The sequence below is a fragment of the Nitrosomonas sp. Nm166 genome (assembly GCF_900112825.1).
In the GTDB taxonomy this organism is placed as follows: Bacteria; Pseudomonadota; Gammaproteobacteria; order Burkholderiales; family Nitrosomonadaceae; genus Nitrosomonas.
Genome location: NZ_FONE01000024.1, coordinates 28,448 through 48,947, shown reverse-complemented (window position 1 = coordinate 48,947; position 20,500 = coordinate 28,448). Strand labels below are relative to the sequence as shown.

Below are 20,500 nucleotides of genomic sequence, written 5' to 3'. Positions count from 1 at the left end.
GCCACGGGCAACCTACCCGCATTCGATACAACATACCTTCTACTGTCATACGCAAATTGCGCTTGTTATAAATCGCTTCTTGAAGCAGAATCTTCCCAGCTTCGACCAGAACTCATCACTGAGCATCAATCGGGGCATCGCAAACTCGTCTCATTGGTGGTATAGGAACCTCAATATTACGAGTTTGCTCCTTTCTATTAAATACTTATCTTCAATTGTCAACAGACCCTAGGCCATTTATATTTCCTAGCTTACTGAGCGTAATCCTGATTTAGATGGTATTGAACAAGAGCTCATCAAAAGCAGTCGGCAAAAGAGCCGGTCATCAGTCTGATTAAAATCCTAAAGCTTCAACTGATATTGACGTAGTTCTAGTGAATGTAAAAAACAAAAATTAAAATTCTAGAGGCTTTTTTTATGGCTGTTTTTATTTTAGGGGGAATTTGATGAAAAAAAATACATTATCAGCATTACTATGCGCAGGATCACTATCTGTGCTAGGGCTACCATCAGCCGTGGCTGAAAGCGTAGCTGTCGAAGGCGATTCTGTTTTTATTCTTGATAACAGTGTGGCAGGTTCTCAAATAGTCGTAAAAAACTTTACTAGTGGTGCTCCGGATTCATGCCTTACTGATGCGAGCTTGAATCTTCTTGGCTTAGGAGCAGATACCACAGCAACAGATATCATGATTAAAAATGCTACGGCCGTAATTACTACCTATAATAATACGAGTTTGATAACTGATGTTAAATTGGTAAATGTTGCGAACTGCGTAACCAACCAGACCATACCCGTAAAAGAATGTATTACTACAGTTAACAATGGCCTATTAACTATACCTTGTGTTCAATATAATGGTGAAATACTTTCTGTTGTGCTTGAACAGCGCGGTAATTCGATGAATTGGGAATTGAAATCTTCACCGATTCTAAATGATACTTTTAAAGGTTATAAAGCCGATGACGATAATGATTAGGCTAGTAATCATTTTTATTAATTAAAATCTTAAAGAGCATATCCAATACAGGTAGCCATGAAATACCACTGCAGGTATTTCATAGTGATTATGACCTGACAACTTTCAATACGCTATCACCTCTAAACACAGCTCAAGCACTACGGAGCTTCTACTGCTAACTCCATACTTGGATCTGCCAGAGCTCGTGTCCTGCGCTAAAAATATCGCCTTTATTTTTCAGTACTACTCGCAGAACGTGCAATTTAACGATAGAAATCCAATTACTCGCATTGAAGATAGGATTCTTAAGCTTAGTAATGACATGGTTTGAGTAATGAGTTAATTAAGTTCGTTGCCGCACGGAATTTTTAGCCGATGTCAAGTATGCTTTTTTAACACTTTTTGCTGAACATTTAAAGGAGATTGCCTATTTAAATTTAATTTTTGAATGCTAATCAAGCCTTGTAGTTGAGCGACTTGTCGCCTTGCATCATGACCTTCTAATTTATTAAGACTCAACCTTCAATAAATACTTTGCCAAATTTTCTTTAAAAGGAGAGAATCATGAAACAAACCAACATTCTGATCGCCACTTTTATTCTTGCCATAGGCTTTTGTTCCAGCCATGTGTTCGCAGCCAGAAATATTGATGCAGCCGAATTCGTCGACGAAGCGTCGGCCAAGGGGGTGGCAGAGATCGAAACCGCTAAATTAGCGCTGGAAAAAGGCTCAGCCAAAACAAGAGAATTTGCTCAGCAGATGATTGAAGACCATGGGGAAGCAAATAATCGATTAGCAGAACTTGCAAGAGCCAGTAATCTTAAAGTCTCTGACGAGGCAGGAATAATGGACAAAGCAAAGACGATGATGCTCAATGTGAGAGAGGGGACTTTTGATAAAGCTTATGCGACTAATCGAGTTGAAGCTCACCGGGATACGATTGAATTATTTCAAAGAGCCGCTAACTCTAACCTCGGAGAACTCAGCGCATTTGCGAAGGAAACATTACCGAAACTCGAGAAACATCTTGAAATGGCACAAGAACTTGAAAGAAGCACTCCTCAATAGGAAAAAGTTTCAATTTGCCTCTTACTCCGCAGCTTGCTGTGGGGTAAGGTCGATCCTAGAATCCTAGATGAAGCGAATTTTCTTCCTCCTAATTTTTATTATCTGTTATCTACCCTCCCAGTGTCTGATCCTGTTTTTTAAACCAGGCAAGTGCACTTTCAAAGTGCTGGATTTCGAAATCTGGCCAATATTCCTCTCTAACATAGAAGTCCGCATAGACAGATTGTGCAGGCAGGAAACCACTCAATCGTCTTCCGCCTCCCCATCGAACAATCAGGTCAATACGTGAAATCTCTTCAGAACGAAGGCCACCATTTTTAAGACCGGCTAAATCCCATTCCCATCCATAATTAACCAATAAATTTACTTTCATTCCAACCCCGGTGCGCTGTCGAAATTTTTTCAAAACGCTGGGGAATTGAGATGAGTTTTCATCACCGACCACAAGTAAAGCAGCACCGCGCCGTACAATTTCAGCAGCAAGCACTTGAGTAGCTTCACTAAATGCCTGCTTCTGAATAGAAGGCCGTTTGGTGTTATCCTGCGTGAAACAATATACTGAAATTTCTTTGATGTTGTGTTTTTTGCATTCCTCAAATAAAAGCAATCCAGGAAGAATACCATGCGCGTATCCAGCTTCTTTGGGTAAATCTCGCTTCTGTGCCCATCGACGATTTCCATCAGGGATAAAACCGATATGATTAGGAAGTTTTGCCATGGTTAAAAATTTAATAGTGAGTTACGAATAAGAAAATCCAACTAAACTTTTATAAAATATACCTGCTGTTCATGATATTCGGTGCGATACCACGCATAGAGTCGAGTTTCTGATGTATAGTTGGAGTGAAAGATCGAAGCTTGATGAGCAAGTGCCTTGCTAGGGAAGTAAAAGGCTGGAAGATCAGCAAAGCCTGTGAACTTGCTTAGGGCTGAAGCACCTAAAATGATCTGAATGTCATCTTCGAGGATTAATCTGAGTCTCCTAATACAGGGTTTAGTTTGCCAGATCCCAGCATTCATACTTGAGTAGACCCCTTTCTCAGGATAGTATTCTGAGCAACTGGTAAGGTATCTGGATAATTCTTGCTATAGTGTAATCCTCGGCTCTCATGACGCAACATTGCGCTTCGTACAATCAAATCAGCGCTATCAACAAGATTACGTAATTCCAATAAATCGCTGGTTACTCTGAAATTTGTGTAATATTCATTAATTTCTTCGCGCAATAACTCAATTCTATGCTGAGCGCGCTGCAACCGTTTAGTTGTTCGTACAATGCCGACATAATTCCACATAAAACGACGTAATTCATCCCAATTGTGGGCAATAACTATCTCTTCGTCTGCATCTGTAACGCGACTTTCATCCCAATCGGGTAGTTCGGGTAATGGATTAACAGGCTGTTTGACAATATCATCTCCCGCAGCTTGAGCTAACACCAAGCATTCCAATAAGGAATTGCTTGCTAAGCGATTGGCGCCATGTAAGCCGGTATGCGCTGTTTCTCCGATGGCGTAGAGATTATTCAAGTCAGTTTTACCGTTTCTATCCGTGACAACGCCACCACAAGTATAATGTGCCGCAGGAACGACAGGAATCGGTTCTTTAGTCATATCAATGCCTAATTCTAAGCATCGAGCGTATATCGTCGGAAAGTGCTTTTTTAAAAAGCTGGCCGGCTTATAGGATATATCGAGATAAACACAGTCAATTCCCCGTTTTTTCATTTCAAAATCAATGGCACGAGCGACAACGTCACGGGGTGCAAGCTCAGCGCGCGGATCATGCCAGGGCATAAAGCGATCGCCATTAGGAAGTTTCAATAACCCTCCTTCGCCGCGAACTGCTTCACTGATTAGAAATGATTTGGCATGAGGATGATAAAGGCAGGTTGGATGGAACTGAATAAATTCCATATTAGCTATTCGGCAGCCTGCGCGCCAGCCCATTGCAATGCCATCGCCAGTGGCCGTATCAGGATTGGTAGTGTAGAGATAGACTTTGCCTGCACCGCCCGTTGCCAGCACAGTGTTTTGTGCGGTAAATGTATGTACTGTATCTTTCTGTCTGTCAAGTACATAGGCGCCAAAACAACATTTATTCTGTAAATTAGTATAGCCAGGCAATTTATCATTGGTAATCAGATCGATAGCGATGTGATGTTCCAATATACAAATATTCGGATGAGTTCTAATTTTCTCAGCAAGCGCTTGTTGAACAGCTTTACCAGTCGCGTCACCACTGTGAATAATTCGCCGCATGCTATGACCACCCTCTTTAGTGAGGTGATATCCGGTTTCGCTGGCCTCATCACTGGTGAATATGACACCCTGATTTATAAGCCAATGTATGGCATTAGATGCGTTCTCGGCAACATATCGAGTGATTTCCACATCACATAGACCGGCTCCAGCTATTAAGGTATCTTGAACATGCTTTGATGGTGAATCATCATTAGATAAGGCTGCTGCAATTCCTCCTTGTGCCCATAAGCTGGCACCTGAGTCAGCAACTTGTTTAGTTACTATACAAACTCTTCTGTATTGCGCTAAATGCAATGCAAGCGTAAAACCAGCTAATCCACTACCGATGATAAGCGTATCAAAATAATTTTTGGGCATTAGGGCATGACTGAATTAGATCTCAATAATAAAATAAAGCATTAAGCATTAAATAATAGCAGACTCAATGTGCCTCATGTCTTAATTCACAGAAGAGGTGCGGGATGCCTGTATCAGAGGTCAGGCTGGAATTGTGAACTAATTTACCTTGCTAATTGTCTTTAAAATAAGTGATATTTAATTGCTTAGTTTCTGAGAGTTGTTGAATGGACTTAGTTATTCTGTTATGCCATCATGTTATATTGCGTAAAACAAGAGTAAAATTAAAAATTCATTCAAAATGCTCAGGGACCAAGTAGTATGGGTGATCGGGAAGTCGATCAGCAATTAGTAGAACGAGTTCAAGGCGGAGATAAGCATGCATTTGATCTACTAGTTATCAAGTATCAGCGTAAGCTAGCGCGCTTATTGTCGCACTTTATACGCGACTCAGCTGAAGTTGAAGATGTGACACAAGAAGCTTTCATCAAGGCTTATAAAGCATTACCTTTGTTTCGTGGGGATAGTGCTTTTTATACTTGGCTATATCGGATTGGCATCAATACCGCAAAAAATTTCCTCGTATCTCAGGGGCGCAAAGTGCCTACATTGCAAGAGTTTGACAATGAAGATGCTGAGAATTTTGAGGAAGGCGGTATATTAAAGGAAATGAATACACCTGAAAGCGAATTGATGAGTAAGCAAATCGCTCAAACGGTTAATCAGACATTGGATTCATTACCGGAGGAGTTGCGTACTGCAATTATTTTAAGAGAAATTGATGGATTAAGTTATGAAGAAATTGCAAATATTATGAGTTGTCCGATTGGTACTGTACGATCACGCATATTTCGTGCACGAGAAGCAATATCTGAACAGTTACGCCCTTTATTAGGGACTAGTAAAGACAAGAGGTGGTAATGTGAAAAGCAAAGTATCAGCGTTAATGGACGGTGAGCTCGATAAACAAGAGACTCCAAATGTAATTGAAGCACTCAGAAAAAATGAAGAATGGCGGCAGGAATGGGAAACTTATCATCTGATTGGTGATGCGCTACGACAATCATCTCGCCTATCCATGAACATATCCTCAAGTGTTAATCAGAAATTAAAAACCGAACCAACTGTACTCTTCCCTAAAGCATCAATCAATACATCAAATGTTTTCAAGCAACCGAAACACAGAATATTTGCTTTCTCAATGGCAGCTTCTGTGATAGCTATGGTTTCGGCATGGGTAATAATGCATAATCCTTTTTATGAGCCCCAGCAGACCAAGATTGCGGAAAATCCACCAAACTTACCTCAGGAAAATAACTTAAAAAATGTGGTGCCTGTCATGGTTTCATCCCCACCAAGTAATTATTCACCTGGTGAAATTAACGATTATCTGTTTGTGCATAGGGAATTTTCCTCAGGAACTCATATGCGCGGACAACCTACTAATATAAAAAATAATGCAGCTGAATACGACGAAAGATATGGTAGTAGATGACTAGTCGCAAAATAATTACGCTGTTTTTTTTGTTGACGTTTGGTTTTCAAGTAGCACTAGCACAGGAATTACCTCGTTCATCTGAAAGCGCACTTGGTTGGCTGAAGAAAATGGCCGACGCACCGCGTCAGCGTAATTATTCTGGAATATTTGTCTATTATGCTGATGGTCATATGGAAACATCACGCATGGTCCATAAAGTTGATAAAGCAGGAGAGCATGAAAGAATTGAAGTTTTAGATGGAATTCCACGCGTAGTTTTCCGCAATAATGATGAAATGAAATGCTATCTACCGGATAGTAAGAAAATTTATACCGAGAAACGCTGGTTTCGTAAATTCTTTCCCAACCTTCTTCCCTCCTCTTATGAGAGAATCGATAATAATTATTATGTTAAGGAAATCAAGCGTGAGCGGATATCTGGTCGTGAATGCCAAGTCTTATCGTTAATACCTAGAGATTCTTTGCGCTATGGTCATCAATTTTGGATTGATACAAAGACAGGTTTACTGATAAAGGTTGCGGTATTCGATGCCAGTGAAATCGTTGAGCAATTCGCATTTGTGCAACTGGAAATTGATGGAGAAATTCCCGCCGACTTGTTAAAACCTGATCAATCGATGATTAAAGAAGAGTGGAAAGTAACTAATTTAGCTACATCGATTTTGAGAGAGAATGAATTAAAATGGCAAATTAGAAACTTACCGGCTGGTTTCACGAAATTGGTTGAGATGAAACGTAATTTAATCGAAAAATCTGTATTAGTAGATCATATTGCGCTATCAGATGGGCTTGCAACGATTTCTATCTTTATAGAGCCTATTCTTAAGGATGCACCGGCACCCGTACCGGGTTTTTTTACAAGCCGTGGTGCTATAAATATTTATATTCGTACACTCGGCGATAATAAAATAACTACTGTCGGAGAAGCGCCATTGGAAACTATAAAATTAATAGGTGATTCCGTCTCTAGGCAAAATTAAAGGCTATAAGTAAAGAATTGATGCCGCTGTTTCCTGTGCAGATGTGATTATTATTAGAGTTATAGTTTAAGTAATTAGATCTTATCCTCGATTTTCTATAAAAATATCTTAAAAATTAAATATTCTCAGATTGTAAAAAATGAATCATATATTAATTACTTGTATGAGTTTTATAGGAAGAATAAGAATAATGTCCCAACTCATATTAATTTCACTGTTCTTATCACCCTCAATTGTTTTTGCACAAACTAATCAGTTGCCTGACTTTACAGGGCTGGTTGAGAAACATGGGGCTGCGGTAGTAAATATCAGTGCCGTGCAATCTTTTAATACCATAAACAATCATGGCCTTCCTGAAATACCCGGTATTCCTGAGAATTCACCTTTTTATGATTTTTTTAAAAAGCATATGCAACCATTCTCTGCACCGAGAAGGTCTGAGCCGAAGTCTTTAGGATCCGGCTTCGTCATCAGCTCGGATGGTTATATTTTGACGAACGCTCATGTTGTTGAAGCTGCTGATGAGATTACTGTAAGGCTTAATGATAAACGTGAGTTTGTGGCAGAAGTGATTGGTACCGATCGAAAAACCGATATTGCACTGATCAAGATAAATGCAGCTGAACTGCCAAGAGTTACCCAAGGAAATCCTGACAATCTCAGGGTTGGTGAATGGGTTGTTGCAATCGGTTCACCTTTTGGTTTTGAGCATAGTGTAACTGCAGGCATCGTGAGTGCCAAAGGCCGTTCACTGGCGCAGGAAAATTATGTTCCGTTTATACAAACGGATGTGGCAATCAATCCGGGTAATTCAGGCGGACCTTTATTTAACATGAAAGGCGAGGTAGTCGGTATCAACTCTCAAATCTACAGTCGGACAGGTGGTTTTATGGGATTATCATTTGCGATACCCATCAATGTTGCGACTGAAATTGCAGACCAGTTAAAAGTCAGCGGTAAAGTAAGCCGTGGAAGAATTGGCGTAATGATACAGGAAGTCACCAAAGAACTAGCGGAATCTTTTGGTTTGTCTGACAGTAATGGCGCACTCGTCGTTTCAGTAGAAAAAGGCGGCCCTGCTGATCAGGCAGGCATCAAAGTGCGCGATATTATATTGAAGTTTGATGACAAAGAAGTAATCATGTCTGCTGATTTGCCACGTATTGTCGGCAATACCAAGCCAGGTTCAAAAGTATCGATGCATATCTGGCGAGATGGTTCTTTTAAAACCATTAAAATCGAAGTAGGAGAAGCCCGCTCGGATGATGCAGTAGAGAGCCGTAAACTGAAGCAGGGTAAAAAACCTGAAATTTCAAATCGTCTTGGATTGGCATTGAGCGAAATAACTGCTGAGCAAAAGAAACAATTGGAAATCAATAACGGATTATTGGTGGAAGATATCCAGCCAGGCATTGCCAGCCGTTCAGGGATACGTGTTGGAGATATTATTCTCGGACTTAACAGTGAGGATGTTAAAAGTATTGCGCAGTTTAATGAGCTTCTTGATCAGGTTAAGAGCGGGAAAAATATTGCTTTGCTCGTCAAAAGAGGTGATCTCACCACTTTTATCACCATGAAACTTACTGATGACAAGAAATAGTCTCAATTCTTCGACCTTAATGCACACAAAGAAAGCACTCATAGTATACGGTCGTGAAGAATGTCATCTTTGTCAAACGATGATACTTGCTTTGCAAGATTTGCAAAAGCAAGTATCTTTTGACTTTCAGGTTATCGATATCGATGCTGATCCGGAGCTCGTTGCGCTGTATGGAGAGAAAATACCGGTGTTAGTGTCTGCTGCTAATCATCAAGAGATTTGTCACTACTTTCTGGATTTTGCAGCTTTAGATGATTATCTTGATAAATTTCGTTAGAATGCTGTTCGTTTAATTGCCATTTCAGTATTTTAATTTCTGAGTTGGTTAATTAAATTTTCTACATTATTTATAAAGATAATTTTCCTCTATCCTGATGCAGCATATTCGTAATTTCTCCATTATTGCCCATATTGATCATGGCAAGTCAACGCTGGCAGATCGGATTATTCACTTATGTGGCGGCTTGTCTGATCGCGAAATGGAAGAGCAAGTACTGGATTCCATGGATCTGGAGCGTGAGAGAGGCATCACCATCAAAGCACAGACCGCGGCTTTGCGATACAAATCAAGAAGTGGTGAAACTTATTTACTAAATTTAATTGATACACCAGGCCATGTCGATTTTTCTTATGAAGTTTCTCGCTCTCTGGCCGCATGTGAGGGCGCACTTCTCGTAGTTGATGCATCTCAAGGGGTTGAAGCGCAAACAGTGGCCAACTGTTATACCGCGATTGAACAAGGTGTTGAGGTCATCCCAGTCTTAAACAAAATTGATTTACCGGCAGCAGATCCAGCGCGCGTGATCAATAATATTGAAGAAGTAATCGGAATTGATGCAAATGATGCAGTCAGAGTCAGCGCAAAAACAGGCGAGGGTGTGGAAGATGTGCTAGAAGCATTGATTGCTAAAATTCCTGCACCCAAAGGCAATCCGAATGCACCATTAAGAGCACTGATCATTGATTCCTGGTTTGATAATTATGTTGGCGTCGTGATATTGGTCAGGGTAATGGATGGCACCCTAAAACCGGGCGATAAGATTTTACTGATGGCCAGTCAGGCAGTACAGCTGTGTGAGCAGGTAGGGGTATTTGTGCCTAAATCCGTTTATCGTGATTCTCTCAGCGTCGGGGAAGTAGGATTTATTATATCGGGTATCAAAGAGTTAGATACAGCGAAAGTTGGCGATACGGTCACATCAGCCACTCATCCAGCCGACACCCCATTGCAGGGCTTTAAGGAAATAAAGCCTCAGGTATTTGCCGGTTTATATCCAGTCGAATCCAGTCAGTATGACGCATTACGCTCTGCGCTGGAAAAATTGAGATTAAATGACTCATCACTGCATTTCGAACCAGAAGTATCGCAGGCCTTGGGTTTTGGATTCCGGTGTGGTTTTCTTGGACTGTTACACATGGATATTGTTCAAGAACGACTAGAGAGAGAATATGACATGGATTTGATTACGACTGCGCCGACAGTGATTTATCAGATACTGATGCGTGATGGCACAATTATTGAAATTGAAAACCCATCAAAAATTCCTGATCTTTCTAAAATTGCAGAAATCCGCGAGCCTATTATTACTTCGACTATTTTAGTACCCGAAGAATACGTCGGTGCAGTCATTACCTTGTGTGTGAGTAAGCGCGGTATCCAGACGAATATGCAATATATGGGTAAACAAGTCATGCTTACTTACGAAATGCCGTTAAACGAAGTGGTCATGGATTTCTTTGATCGCTTGAAATCGACCAGCCGTGGTTATGCTTCATTGGATTATGAATTTAAAGAATTTCGTGCTTCAGATCTAGTGAAACTGGATATATTGATCAACGGTGATAAAGTGGATGCGCTGTCCTTGATTATTCATAGAAACAGTAGTCAATATCGAGGTCGAGAATTAGTTCAAAAAATGCGCCAGTTGATTCCTCGCCAGATGTTTGATATTGCCGTGCAGGCGGCAGTTGGTGCGCATATTATTGCGCGAGAAACTGTTAAGGCATTGCGTAAAAATGTGTTGGCAAAATGCTACGGTGGTGATATTACGCGTAAACGAAAGTTGCTGGAGAAGCAAAAAGCAGGTAAAAAGAGAATGAAACGGGTTGGCAATGTGGAAATTCCGCAAGAAGCATTTCTGGCGATTTTACAGGTTGATAATAAATAGTGATGAGTAAAAACAAAATGCATTCAACTAGCCATCAATTAAATTTTGATGAATATAATCAAATCCAGAGTTTGAATTCCTTTTTATTGAAGGAAATGGTATGAATTTTCCTTTAATTTTATTTATTCTGCTGGTAATCACCGGCAGTATCTGGCTATTAGATATTTTGCTATGGAAAAGTAAGCGAAAGCCAGGTGAAATTGAACCGTGGTGGGTCGAATATCCTAAGAGTTTTTTTCCTATTATTTTAATTGTTTTTAGTCTGCGTTCGTTTGTGATTGAGCCGTTTAAAATACCATCGGGTTCAATGATACCTACATTGTTAGTAGGTGATTTTATTTTGGTAAACAAGTATACCTATGGTATCAGGCTTCCAATTATCAATAAGAAAATATGGGATATCAATGAGCCAAAGCGCGGCGATGTACTCGTGTTCCGTTATCCAGAAGATCCATCTATTGATTACATCAAGCGGATCGTCGGACTACCAGGGGACATTATCACTTATCACAATAAGCAATTAATTATTAATGGCGAACCAGTCAAGACGGAATATGAAGGCGACTTTAAATATGTCGAATCAGGGTTTGGATATATTTATTCAGATCGCTTTTCTGAATATTTGACCGAAGAAAATCATTCGATCCTTATTAATCAGGATGTTAAAGGGATACAGTATTCAAACGTAAGACAATTCAAATTTAGGGAAAACTGTAAATATCGCCGGACTGGGTTTACCTGTGAGGTCCCGCCAGGTAACTATTTTACGCTGGGCGATAATCGCGACAGTAGTAGTGATAGTCGCTATTGGGGATTTGTTCCAGAAGAAAATATCGTCGGTAAGGCTTTTATGATTTGGTGGAATTTTGGAGATTTTAGTCGTATCGGGTCATCAATCAAATAATTTTCCGCGGGGGAAGCATGGATCACAGAACAATTCAAGAACAAAAAGGCTTGAGTCTGTCTAATCTGTTAGTTTGGTCTGGGATACTAGCGCTGATTGCAATTTTGGGTATGAAGCTTGTGCCGGTTTATATGGAATATTCCTCAATCAAGAAAAATTTGGCAGCAATAGTCAAGGAAACTGATCTGCTGAGTACTGATCCTAATCACATCAGGCTATCATTTAATAAACGTGCTCAGATTGATAACATTCAATCTATTAGGGGACAGGATATTAAAATCGATAAGGAAAATGGACGTATCGTTTTGAGCGCCAAATATACAACAAAAATTCCGCTCATTTCCAATTTATCTTTGGATATTGATTTTGAGGCTTTAAGCGAATAATTCTGAGTAACACCATGTCAAATGAAGATATGAAAGTTAGTCATAAATTATTACTCGATACATTTTGTGGTCGGCTCGGATATTCCTTTTCACAGCCAGAGTTATTGCGAGAAGCACTCACTCATCGTAGCCATAGTGCACCCCATAATGAACGTCTCGAATTTTTAGGTGATGCTGTATTGAACTGTGCTATTGCTGGGTTAATTTATAATTATTTTCCGAGTTTACCTGAAGGGAACCTATCACGACTTCGCGCTAATTTTGTTAATCAGCAGGCGCTCTCTGATTTGGCGCTTAGTTTACAAATGGACAAGATTATCAGATTAGGAGAAGGAGAACTGAAAAGCGGTGGATGTCATCGTCCTTCCATATTGGCTGATGCTTTTGAAGCTGTATTGGGTGCAATTTATCTGGATAGTAATTATGCGCAGGCAGAAGCTGTAATTACAGCAATTTACTTGCCGATGATGCAAGGCATCGATCTTAAAACGCCAAATAAAGATCCTAAAACTTTATTGCAGGAATTTTTACAAAGTCAGAAATTGGCATTACCGGAGTACGCTGTGATTACAACTGTTGGTAAAGCGCACAAACAAAAATTTAAGGTGGAATGTGTGATACCCACGTTTAATATTCGAACCTTAGGTGAAGGGACAAGTCGACGCAGTGCAGAGCAAGCGGCAGCAAAATTAGCCTATGAAGAAGTTTGTTTGTATCATTGATACTTAAACGAACGAAAATATGATTTATGATTTCTTAACTGCATTGATCTGCCAGAATGACCGCTGATGCTGATTTCCGGACTGGACACATTGCAATCATTGGCCGTCCGAATGTTGGTAAATCGACATTATTAAATAAACTACTGCAGCAAAAAATCAGTATCACATCCAAGAAAGCACAAACTACCCGTTTCCGAATTAACGGCATCTTAACCAATCAACAAACACAATTTATCTTTGTGGATACACCGGGCTTCCAGACACAATATACCAGCCGTTTAAATACCGCTATGAACCGGCTGGTAACGCAAAGCATGCAAGATGTGGATGTCATTTTGCTGGTGATTGAAGCCATGCGTTTTGATCAACGCGATCTTGCGGTACTCAAGATTCTACCTAAAAATATTCCAGTTATATTGGTGGTCAATAAAATTGATATGCTGGCCGACAAGAATGAATTGTTGCCGTTTTTGGGTGATATCGCAAAAGCCTTTGAATTTGCAACCATTATACCGGTGAGTGCCAGGCAAAAAATTCAATTGCCAGAACTTCTCACTGCCATCCGTGGCTATTTGCCAGTTAACCCGCCCTTGTATGATAAGGATGAGATCACTGACCGCAGTGAGCGATTTATCGCGAGTGAGTTTATACGTGAAAAATTGTTTCGCTTGATCGGTGATGAGATCCCTTATTCAACCAGCGTCGTGGTGGATCGATTTGTGCTGGAGGATCATTTACATAAAATCTATGCCACCATTCTTGTAGAGAAACCGAATCAAAAAGCGATCATTATTGGAAAAAAGGGTGAGAGGCTTAAGCAAATAGCCAGCCAAGCGCGCAAAGATATGGAATTGTTGTTGGGAGAAAAAGTGTACCTGGAAATCTGGGTTAAAGTTAAAAGTGGCTGGGCTGATAATGAAAATATATTAAAAAATCTTGGTCATGAGTGATCGATTACAAAATTATTCTTTCTTGCTGACATCTTGGAAACATAAATGATGATTGAGTTAGGGGTCAATATTGATCATGTGGCTACATTACGGCAGGCCCGCGGAACAAAATATCCGGATCCCATTGAAGCTGCATTGATTGCTGAATCGGCTGGTGCGGATGCTATTACATTGCATTTGCGTGAAGACCGCCGCCACATTCAGGATAAAGACGTTGAGATTTTACGTGAGCGGTTAACGACGAGAATGAATCTGGAAAGTGCAGTGACCAATGAAATGATTGCTATCGCCCTCAGAATCAAACCCCACGATATTTGTCTGGTGCCTGAGAGGCGGGAAGAACTCACGACAGAAGGTGGGCTTGATGTCATGAAACATTTTGATCAGATCAAGCGCGTATGCCAGAAATTGGGAGAAGCGGATATACGTGTTTCATTGTTCATCAATGCTGATCCGCTGCAAATCGAGGCAGCAGCTCGCGCCGGTGCGCCTGTTATCGAAATTCATACGGGTAGTTATGCGGACGCGCCTACACCTGAAGCCGAAGAAATACAATTTTCAGCAGTACAAAAAGCGGTTGCGCTGGGCATTGATCTGGGTTTAAAAGTCAATGCCGGTCACGGCTTACATTATGAAAATGTGCAACCTATTGCTGCCATTCGCGAAATTTCTGAACTCAACATCGGTCACGCCATCGTTGCCCGGGCTATTTTTGTCGGTTTTAAACAAGCTGTGCAGGAAATGAAACAGCTCATGCTTGAGGCACGCCAATGATCTATGGCATTGGGACAGATATTGTAGCATCGTCTCGTATTGCACAATCCCTGGATCGTTTTGGAGACCGGTTTGCACGACGTATATTAACCGATAGCGAATGGTTAGAGTTTCATGCCAGCAATAAACCCATTCTCTTCCTGGCCAGTCGCTTTGCTGCCAAAGAGGCGCTCTCTAAAGCGATGGGTACTGGCTTGCGCCATCCAGTTAATTTAACTTATATTACCATCGCCCATGATAGCCTGGGAAAACCTTTTTTTCAGTTTCATCCTGAACTCAATCAATTAATCAGTGAGAGAGGGATTACGCAACATCATCTTTCGATCAGCGATGAAATAAGCATGGTCTGTGCTTTTGTCATACTGGAGAAATAATGATGTCGCTTGGGCCAGTAATGCTCGGTATCGCCGGTACACAACTGACTGAAGACGACATCAATAGATTGCTACACCCGCTCACAGGCGGGGTCATCCTTTTTACACGCAATTATTTAGATAGCCGTCAATTGGCGGAATTGACGCAGCAGATCCACGCATTGCGCAATCCCCCTTTATTGATCGCAGTTGATCATGAAGGTGGTCGTGTTCAGCGCTTTCAGAAGAACTTCACAAAATTGCCTGCCATGCGTGAATTGGGAAAAATCTGGGATAAGCGACCTGCTCGTGCCCGCCACCTTGCCCAGCAGGTCGGTTTTGTGCTGGCCGCGGAACTAAATGCCTGTGGCGTAGATTTCAGTTTTACCCCTGTGCTGGATCTGGATTATGGACAAAGCTGTGTCATCGGGGATCGTGCTTTTCACCATGATCCAAACGCCGTTTCAGATCTTGCACACCATCTGATGCTTGGTCTCAAAAAGGGTGGCATGCTGGCAGTAGGGAAGCATTTTCCTGGCCATGGTTATATTCAGGCCGATTCTCATCTGGAAAAATCAATTGATCAGCGTCAGTACATGGATATCGAAATGAGCGATCTGATCCCGTTTCAGCAAATGATTAATTTGGGTCTGGCTGGAATAATGCCAGCACACGTGATCTATCCGAAGGTTGATCAGAATCCTGCGGGTTTTTCTACCGTTTGGTTGCAGAAAGTGTTACGTACGGAATTGCAATTTGAAGGCTGTATTTTTAGCGACGATTTGAGCATGCAAGGTGCTGCAGATTATCTTGAGTCGATGGTGATGCGTGCACAAGCTGCACTCAGCGCAGGTTGTGACATGCTATTAGTCTGTAATAATCCACATGGAGCCGATGAAATATTAAATCAGTTACAATGGGAGATGTCAGCGGCCAGCGTTTCCCGGTTGGCCCGGATGCATACCAAGAATAATTTTGAATCAATGGCAAAATTACGTGAAATTGGCGATTATGTGCTGGCAGTTCGTGAAATCAGTGTGATTGGATGTGAAGGTGCAGAACTTCCGTTAGGTTAACTTGTGTGATTCATCCAATAAATAAAGCGATACCTTTTTACAATTTACAATTATTCACTTAGAAAATTCTTTTCATAAGGTTCTAATCATGTCAGAAACGTTTGATGTGGCGGTCATTGGTGCAGGTCCAGGTGGTTATGTTGCAGCGATCCGGTGCGCACAACTGGGTTTGAATACGGTTTGTATTGATGAATGGAAAAATTCAAAGGGCAAGGCAAGTCTCGGTGGCACCTGTTTGAATGTCGGCTGTATTCCCTCCAAAGCGTTATTGGAATCTTCCGAGAATTACTTCCAAATAAAGCACAAGGTTTCCGCTCACGGCATCACAACAGAACATGTGTCGGTGGATGTTCCTGTGATGATTGCGCGCAAGGACAAAATTGTCACTACCTTTACTGCCGGCATCGCCTCATTATTCAAGAAAAATAAAGTCAAGTCCGTGCATGGCAAGGGAACATTATTAAAACGGGAAAACTCTGCGAATAGTTGGCAAATAAAAGTTGATGATAACGGCAATACGGAAACCATCCAGGCAAAACATGTCATCGTAGCAACCGGTTCCGTACCTCGATCGTTACCTTTTGCACCCATCGATAATGACATGATTCTGGATAATGCCGGCGCTTTAGCTTTAACGGAAGTACCCAAACGGCTGGGTGTCATCGGCGCAGGTGTGATCGGTCTCGAAATGGGTAGTGTATGGCGCAGGCTAGGGGCGGAAGTGACTATTCTGGAAGCGATGCCCGGATTTCTGATGGCGGCTGATGAACAGATAGCCAAAGAAGCCAAGAATATATTTGCCAAAGAAGCTGGTTTACAAATCAATACCGGTGTCAATATCCAATCGGTTAAAACATCCAACAATACAGTAATCATTAATTACACGGATTCCAATAATCAGGAGCAAATTTCTGAAGTCGATAAATTAATTGTTGCGATTGGCCGCATTCCAAATACCACGGGACTGGGTGTGAAAGAAAACGGTTTATTGCTGGATGAACGTGGGTTTATTGTGGTTGATCAGTATTGCCGCACCAATCTGCCTAACGTTTACGCGGTGGGCGATGTCGTGCGTGGTCCAATGTTGGCGCACAAAGCATCTGAGGAGGGGGTGGCCATTGCTGAAATGGTTATGCATAATGAAAAAGGTCAAGCCAGTGAAAGTGAAGCGGTTGATTTCAATATCATTCCTTGGGTGATTTATACAGCGCCTGAAATCGCCTGGGTAGGAAAAAATGAGCAGGAATTGAGAGCTGCCGGTATCGCCTACAAAGCAGGGCAGTTTCCATTTATTGCCAACGGTCGTGCACGTGCAATGGGTGAAACCAGTGGATTTATTAAAGTGCTAGCCGACGAAAAAACCGACCGCGTACTGGGGGTGCATATGATCGGTCCGCATGTTTCAGAATTGATTTCAGAAGCGGTGATGGCAATGAAATTTTCTGCCAGCAGTCAGGATATTGCATGTATTGTTCATGCTCATCCGTCATTATCGGAAGTGTTTCATGAAGCTGCGCTTGGAGTGGATAAGCGTGCTTTGCACATTTAGAGTTTTAGGTGTTGTAATGATCAACCACTCTTGCACTACTTATCCATATCCATTGAGTTTTATTTCAGAGTTTTAATCTAGAAACAGTGAGTCTTATTGGGATCAACACTACAAGACCAGCGTAACTGATGAATACCCGCTACTTTATTGACTACATATTCCGCCTTCAACTGCTTATTTTGTTCAACGGTTAAAGAAGCTTTTTCGGGTATAAAGCGCTCCTGACTCCAAAATCTGATTCTGCAGAATTCATCTTCAGAGCGACAAAGTCTATTAATAGCAGCGCTATATACTGTTTTATCAGTATATACATTATGATCAACCAGCACCATATGAACAAACTTTCCAGAATTGCCCATTTCAACGGAACGGACAACCCGCCAGCCATTGCCACTTTCCAATTGTTGTGTGTTTGCGGTGGATTCATCGTGTTCATGTTCATGTTCGTGATCTTCTCCCGCATGAGAAAAAGCACTACTGTACGTCATGGTAAGCGCTAAAAATAATAAAGCGCTGGATAATATCTTATGCATAAATTCTCCCTAACAAATGCCAATTATTAATTATCAATGTATAATCTTGCGTTTTTTGCTAACGCATTGCTCCAGAACGATTTTGCCTTGACTGGATAAAGCTCGCAGCCGGGCAGTATACTCGAAATTTAAATTCTGAACATTATTGACATTCAGCGCTACCGATAGCATATAAAGAAAGTGGTGAAAACGAAGTCAGGGAAGAGAGCAGGAAATCAGATGTTGCTCTCGAAGCTGGTGATTCCCTGCAATGAGAAACAGAATTCTGGTCTGAACAAAAATACTTTATCGATGATGGTTGCCGAATCTATGGATTTATTACCTGCCATTGAAATTGAAACAGGTACATCTCCTACCCATGCAGTGGTGTGGCTGCACGGTTTGGGCGCAGATGGGAATGATTTTGTACCGATAATCAATGAACTGGAGCTATTCTCTGAGAAACGGGCGCGTTTTATTTTTCCACATGCACCAGAACGTCCGGTAAGCATCAATAATGGTTATATTATGCGTGCGTGGTACGATATTTTTCATCTTGATTCCAATAATCATCAGGATGAAGCCGGCATTCGTAGCTCGCAACAAGCAATCGATGCTTTGATTACACGAGAGATACAACGTGGTATTGCTTCAAAGCATATTTTCCTGGCGGGGTTTTCGCAAGGTGGTGCAATGGCACTGCAGGTCGGATTACGTCAGCTCAACCCGCTGGCTGGAATTATAGTGCTATCCGGCTATTTATCGCTTGCAGAAACACTTTCATCCGAAGCCTGTGCTGTCAATGCCGCAATACCGATATTCATGGCACATGGTACTTATGATTCGGTGATATCCCTATCTCATGCCATTGCATCAAGGGAAAAATTGCGGGCTGCTTGCTATGAGCCTGAATGGCATGAATATCCAATGGCACATACCGTATGCCAGCAGGAAATAGCGGATCTAAGCCGTTGGTTACGGCGCATTACTGAATCCCAATAAAAAGGATTCTCGGTAGCGGATCATTATGAAACTAGCAACTTGGAATGTTAATTCACTCAAAGTGCGGCTACCCCAAGTGATTGATTGGCTGAAAGCAAATCAGCCGGATATATTGTGTTTACAGGAAACAAAATTATCCGACGACAATTTTCCGGGCAGTGAAATTGCAGCAATTGGTTATCAAGCTATTTTTGCGGGACAGAAAACCTATAACGGCGTTGCGATCCTTAGTAAACAAAAGGGCAATGAAATAGTAACTGCCATCCCTGGCTTTGCTGATGAGCAAAAAAGGATTATCGCTGCAACTTATGGAGATTTGCGCGTTGTTTCTATTTATGTGCCGAACGGAGAAACTATTGAGTCTGAGAAATATGGTTACAAATTAAGGTGGTTGCCCGCTTTAAGCCAGTGGCTGCAGCAGGAATTAAAGAGTCATACAAAATTAGCGTTGCTGGGCGATTTTAATATTGCACCACAAAATTGTGATGTTCATGATCCAGAAATCTGGGCGGGCAAAGTATTGTGCAGCCAGCCAGAGCGTGATGCATTCAATGAATTGCTTAAGTTAGGATTTGCAGATAGCTTTCGTTTATTTGAGCAGCCCGAAAAATCTTATACCTGGTGGGATTACCGCATGATGGCTTTTCGGTTAAATCGGGGATTACGCATAGATCACATCTTGTTAAGCCACGAACTGGCTAGTACCTGTATGACATGCCAAATAGATAAAACAGTACGTAAACTGGAACGCCCTTCGGATCATGCGCCTGTCCTGGTGGAATTATCTCTCTAACAGGCCGTTGAAAACTATCTGCGTTGCCGCTATGGTGTTAAAACCAGGCTCAGAATGCTTATTTATTACGCATAAACTGCGCTTTTTCGCCTGTTTTTGCCTTGTATCGGCTGTCTCGAAAACGTTTTTCAATGGCCTGCTAAGGACGTGATTTGCTTTTGTCAGGTAATTTTTGCAGTTCGTTTCTCAACATAGTTAAATTTTTTTCGCGCGCATTGATTTCTTCCCGTAATCGATCCACCCGGTCTAGGTATCTCTGGTAGTTGCGCTCACTGCCCAAGCGATCCGGAACACCATCTTTGTATTCGTTTTTTACTTCGTTAAGACGTTTTTCTTCTTCGGCTATTTTATTTTGGAGCTTTTCGCGCTCCTCCTCAAGCCGGATAGATTCTCTTCGTTTTGTGATCCTGTCTTCGATTTCCTCAGAATTAACAGAGGGAACCACAACAATCGGCGGTAAATCAATTTTTTTGGCATTGTTAAAGGGGATATTGGAGTAAGTAACATTGCCATGCTCGTCGATATGCTTATACACACCGGCTTGAGCCAGCCATGAAAAGGAAGCCATCGCAATAAAAAAAAAGAAATTTCTTTTCATGATTCACC

At 41.4% G+C, this 20,500-nt stretch carries 22 protein-coding genes and 1 pseudogene; 18 read left to right on the top strand and 5 right to left on the bottom strand.

Annotation, left to right across the window (positions count from 1 at the left end; translation table 11 throughout):
• Window positions 1-138 (bottom strand): annotated as a pseudogene (locus BM021_RS08355) (IS5/IS1182 family transposase); the annotation flags it as partial.
• A 308-nt stretch (window positions 139-446) separates the two neighbouring features.
• Here BM021_RS08355 and BM021_RS08350 point away from each other — a divergent pair.
• Entirely contained in the window at window positions 447-977 is a 531-nt protein-coding gene (locus BM021_RS08350) for a hypothetical protein (protein WP_090720582.1), read from the top strand.
• 546 nt (window positions 978-1,523) lie between these two features.
• Window positions 1,524-2,027: a DUF4142 domain-containing protein gene (locus BM021_RS08345; RefSeq protein WP_090720581.1), complete on the top strand. Its 504-nt coding sequence runs from the start codon at window positions 1,524-1,526 to the stop codon at window positions 2,025-2,027.
• Window positions 2,028-2,136: 109 nt separating this feature from the next.
• On the opposite strand, the gene BM021_RS08340 is transcribed toward BM021_RS08345, so the two are convergent.
• Window positions 2,137-2,745 (bottom strand): undecaprenyl diphosphate synthase family protein, encoded by a 609-nt coding sequence (locus tag BM021_RS08340; protein ID WP_090720580.1) that lies wholly within the window; start codon window positions 2,743-2,745, stop codon window positions 2,137-2,139.
• Window positions 2,746-3,043: 298 nt separating this feature from the next.
• Complete coding sequence (nadB, locus tag BM021_RS08330) at window positions 3,044-4,648, bottom strand: L-aspartate oxidase (RefSeq protein ID WP_090720578.1); 1,605 nt, start codon at window positions 4,646-4,648, stop codon at window positions 3,044-3,046.
• 300 nt (window positions 4,649-4,948) lie between these two features.
• Between nadB and rpoE the strand changes: the two genes are divergently transcribed.
• The 14 genes from rpoE to lpdA all read left to right on the top strand — a co-directional run bounded on the left by rpoE (window position 4,949) and on the right by lpdA (window position 17,587).
• The gene (gene rpoE, locus BM021_RS08325) at window positions 4,949-5,548 is read left to right on the top strand and encodes an RNA polymerase sigma factor RpoE (protein WP_090720577.1); all 600 of its coding nucleotides are present in this window, start codon (window positions 4,949-4,951) and stop codon (window positions 5,546-5,548) included.
• Between the two features lies 1 nt (window position 5,549).
• Window positions 5,550-6,122, top strand: coding sequence for a sigma-E factor negative regulatory protein (locus tag BM021_RS08320; protein ID WP_090720576.1), 573 nt, complete (start codon window positions 5,550-5,552; stop codon window positions 6,120-6,122).
• Entirely contained in the window at window positions 6,119-7,105 is a 987-nt protein-coding gene (locus tag BM021_RS08315) for a MucB/RseB C-terminal domain-containing protein (protein WP_090720575.1), read from the top strand. Before BM021_RS08320 ends, BM021_RS08315 begins: the two co-directional genes overlap by 4 nt.
• Before the next feature lie 190 nt (window positions 7,106-7,295).
• Entirely contained in the window at window positions 7,296-8,705 is a 1,410-nt protein-coding gene (locus BM021_RS08310; protein ID WP_090720574.1) for a DegQ family serine endoprotease, read from the top strand.
• On the top strand, window positions 8,692-8,982 hold the full coding sequence (locus tag BM021_RS08305; protein ID WP_256207846.1) for a glutaredoxin family protein: 291 nt from the start codon (window positions 8,692-8,694) through the stop codon (window positions 8,980-8,982). The genes BM021_RS08310 and BM021_RS08305 overlap by 14 nt, the downstream gene beginning before the upstream one ends.
• A 94-nt stretch (window positions 8,983-9,076) precedes the next feature.
• Entirely contained in the window at window positions 9,077-10,873 is a 1,797-nt protein-coding gene (gene lepA, locus BM021_RS08300; protein ID WP_177186341.1) for a translation elongation factor 4, read from the top strand.
• Window positions 10,874-10,973: 100 nt separating this feature from the next.
• Window positions 10,974-11,777, top strand: coding sequence for a signal peptidase I (gene lepB, locus BM021_RS08295; RefSeq protein ID WP_090720572.1), 804 nt, complete (start codon window positions 10,974-10,976; stop codon window positions 11,775-11,777).
• Between the two features lie 110 nt (window positions 11,778-11,887).
• Window positions 11,888-12,163 carry a DUF4845 domain-containing protein gene (locus BM021_RS08290; RefSeq protein WP_256207845.1) on the top strand — a complete coding sequence of 92 codons (276 nt, stop codon included), beginning with the start codon at window positions 11,888-11,890 and terminating at the stop codon, window positions 12,161-12,163.
• Between the two features lie 14 nt (window positions 12,164-12,177).
• Window positions 12,178-12,885, top strand: a complete 708-nt coding sequence (gene rnc, locus BM021_RS08285; RefSeq protein ID WP_090720570.1) for a ribonuclease III — start codon at window positions 12,178-12,180, stop codon at window positions 12,883-12,885.
• Between the two features lie 56 nt (window positions 12,886-12,941).
• Entirely contained in the window at window positions 12,942-13,835 is an 894-nt protein-coding gene (gene era, locus BM021_RS08280; protein WP_090720569.1) for a GTPase Era, read from the top strand.
• Window positions 13,836-13,883: 48 nt separating this feature from the next.
• Window positions 13,884-14,609, top strand: a complete 726-nt coding sequence (pdxJ, locus tag BM021_RS08275; RefSeq protein WP_090720585.1) for a pyridoxine 5'-phosphate synthase — start codon at window positions 13,884-13,886, stop codon at window positions 14,607-14,609.
• Entirely contained in the window at window positions 14,606-14,983 is a 378-nt protein-coding gene (acpS, locus tag BM021_RS08270) for a holo-ACP synthase (protein ID WP_090720568.1), read from the top strand. Before pdxJ ends, acpS begins: the two co-directional genes overlap by 4 nt.
• A gap of 2 nt (window positions 14,984-14,985) precedes the next feature.
• Window positions 14,986-16,038 (top strand): beta-N-acetylhexosaminidase, encoded by a 1,053-nt coding sequence (nagZ, locus tag BM021_RS08265; RefSeq protein ID WP_090720567.1) that lies wholly within the window; start codon window positions 14,986-14,988, stop codon window positions 16,036-16,038.
• An 88-nt stretch (window positions 16,039-16,126) separates the two neighbouring features.
• Window positions 16,127-17,587: a dihydrolipoyl dehydrogenase gene (gene lpdA / locus BM021_RS08260; protein ID WP_090720566.1), complete on the top strand. Its 1,461-nt coding sequence runs from the start codon at window positions 16,127-16,129 to the stop codon at window positions 17,585-17,587.
• Window positions 17,588-17,664: 77 nt separating this feature from the next.
• On the opposite strand, the gene BM021_RS08255 is transcribed toward lpdA, so the two are convergent.
• A complete protein-coding gene (locus BM021_RS08255; protein WP_090720565.1) occupies window positions 17,665-18,120 on the bottom strand; it encodes a hypothetical protein in 456 nt (151 codons plus the stop codon).
• A 219-nt stretch (window positions 18,121-18,339) separates the two neighbouring features.
• Between BM021_RS08255 and BM021_RS08250 the strand changes: the two genes are divergently transcribed.
• Complete coding sequence (locus BM021_RS08250; RefSeq protein ID WP_371116282.1) at window positions 18,340-19,101, top strand: alpha/beta hydrolase; 762 nt, start codon at window positions 18,340-18,342, stop codon at window positions 19,099-19,101.
• A 25-nt stretch (window positions 19,102-19,126) separates the two neighbouring features.
• Window positions 19,127-19,894: an exodeoxyribonuclease III gene (gene xth / locus BM021_RS08245; protein WP_090720564.1), complete on the top strand. Its 768-nt coding sequence runs from the start codon at window positions 19,127-19,129 to the stop codon at window positions 19,892-19,894.
• Window positions 19,895-20,033: 139 nt separating this feature from the next.
• Here the strand turns inward: xth and BM021_RS08240 are convergent, their stop codons facing one another.
• Window positions 20,034-20,492, bottom strand: a complete 459-nt coding sequence (locus BM021_RS08240; RefSeq protein ID WP_090720563.1) for a DUF4124 domain-containing protein — start codon at window positions 20,490-20,492, stop codon at window positions 20,034-20,036.
• Between the last annotated feature and the right edge of the window lie 8 nt (window positions 20,493-20,500).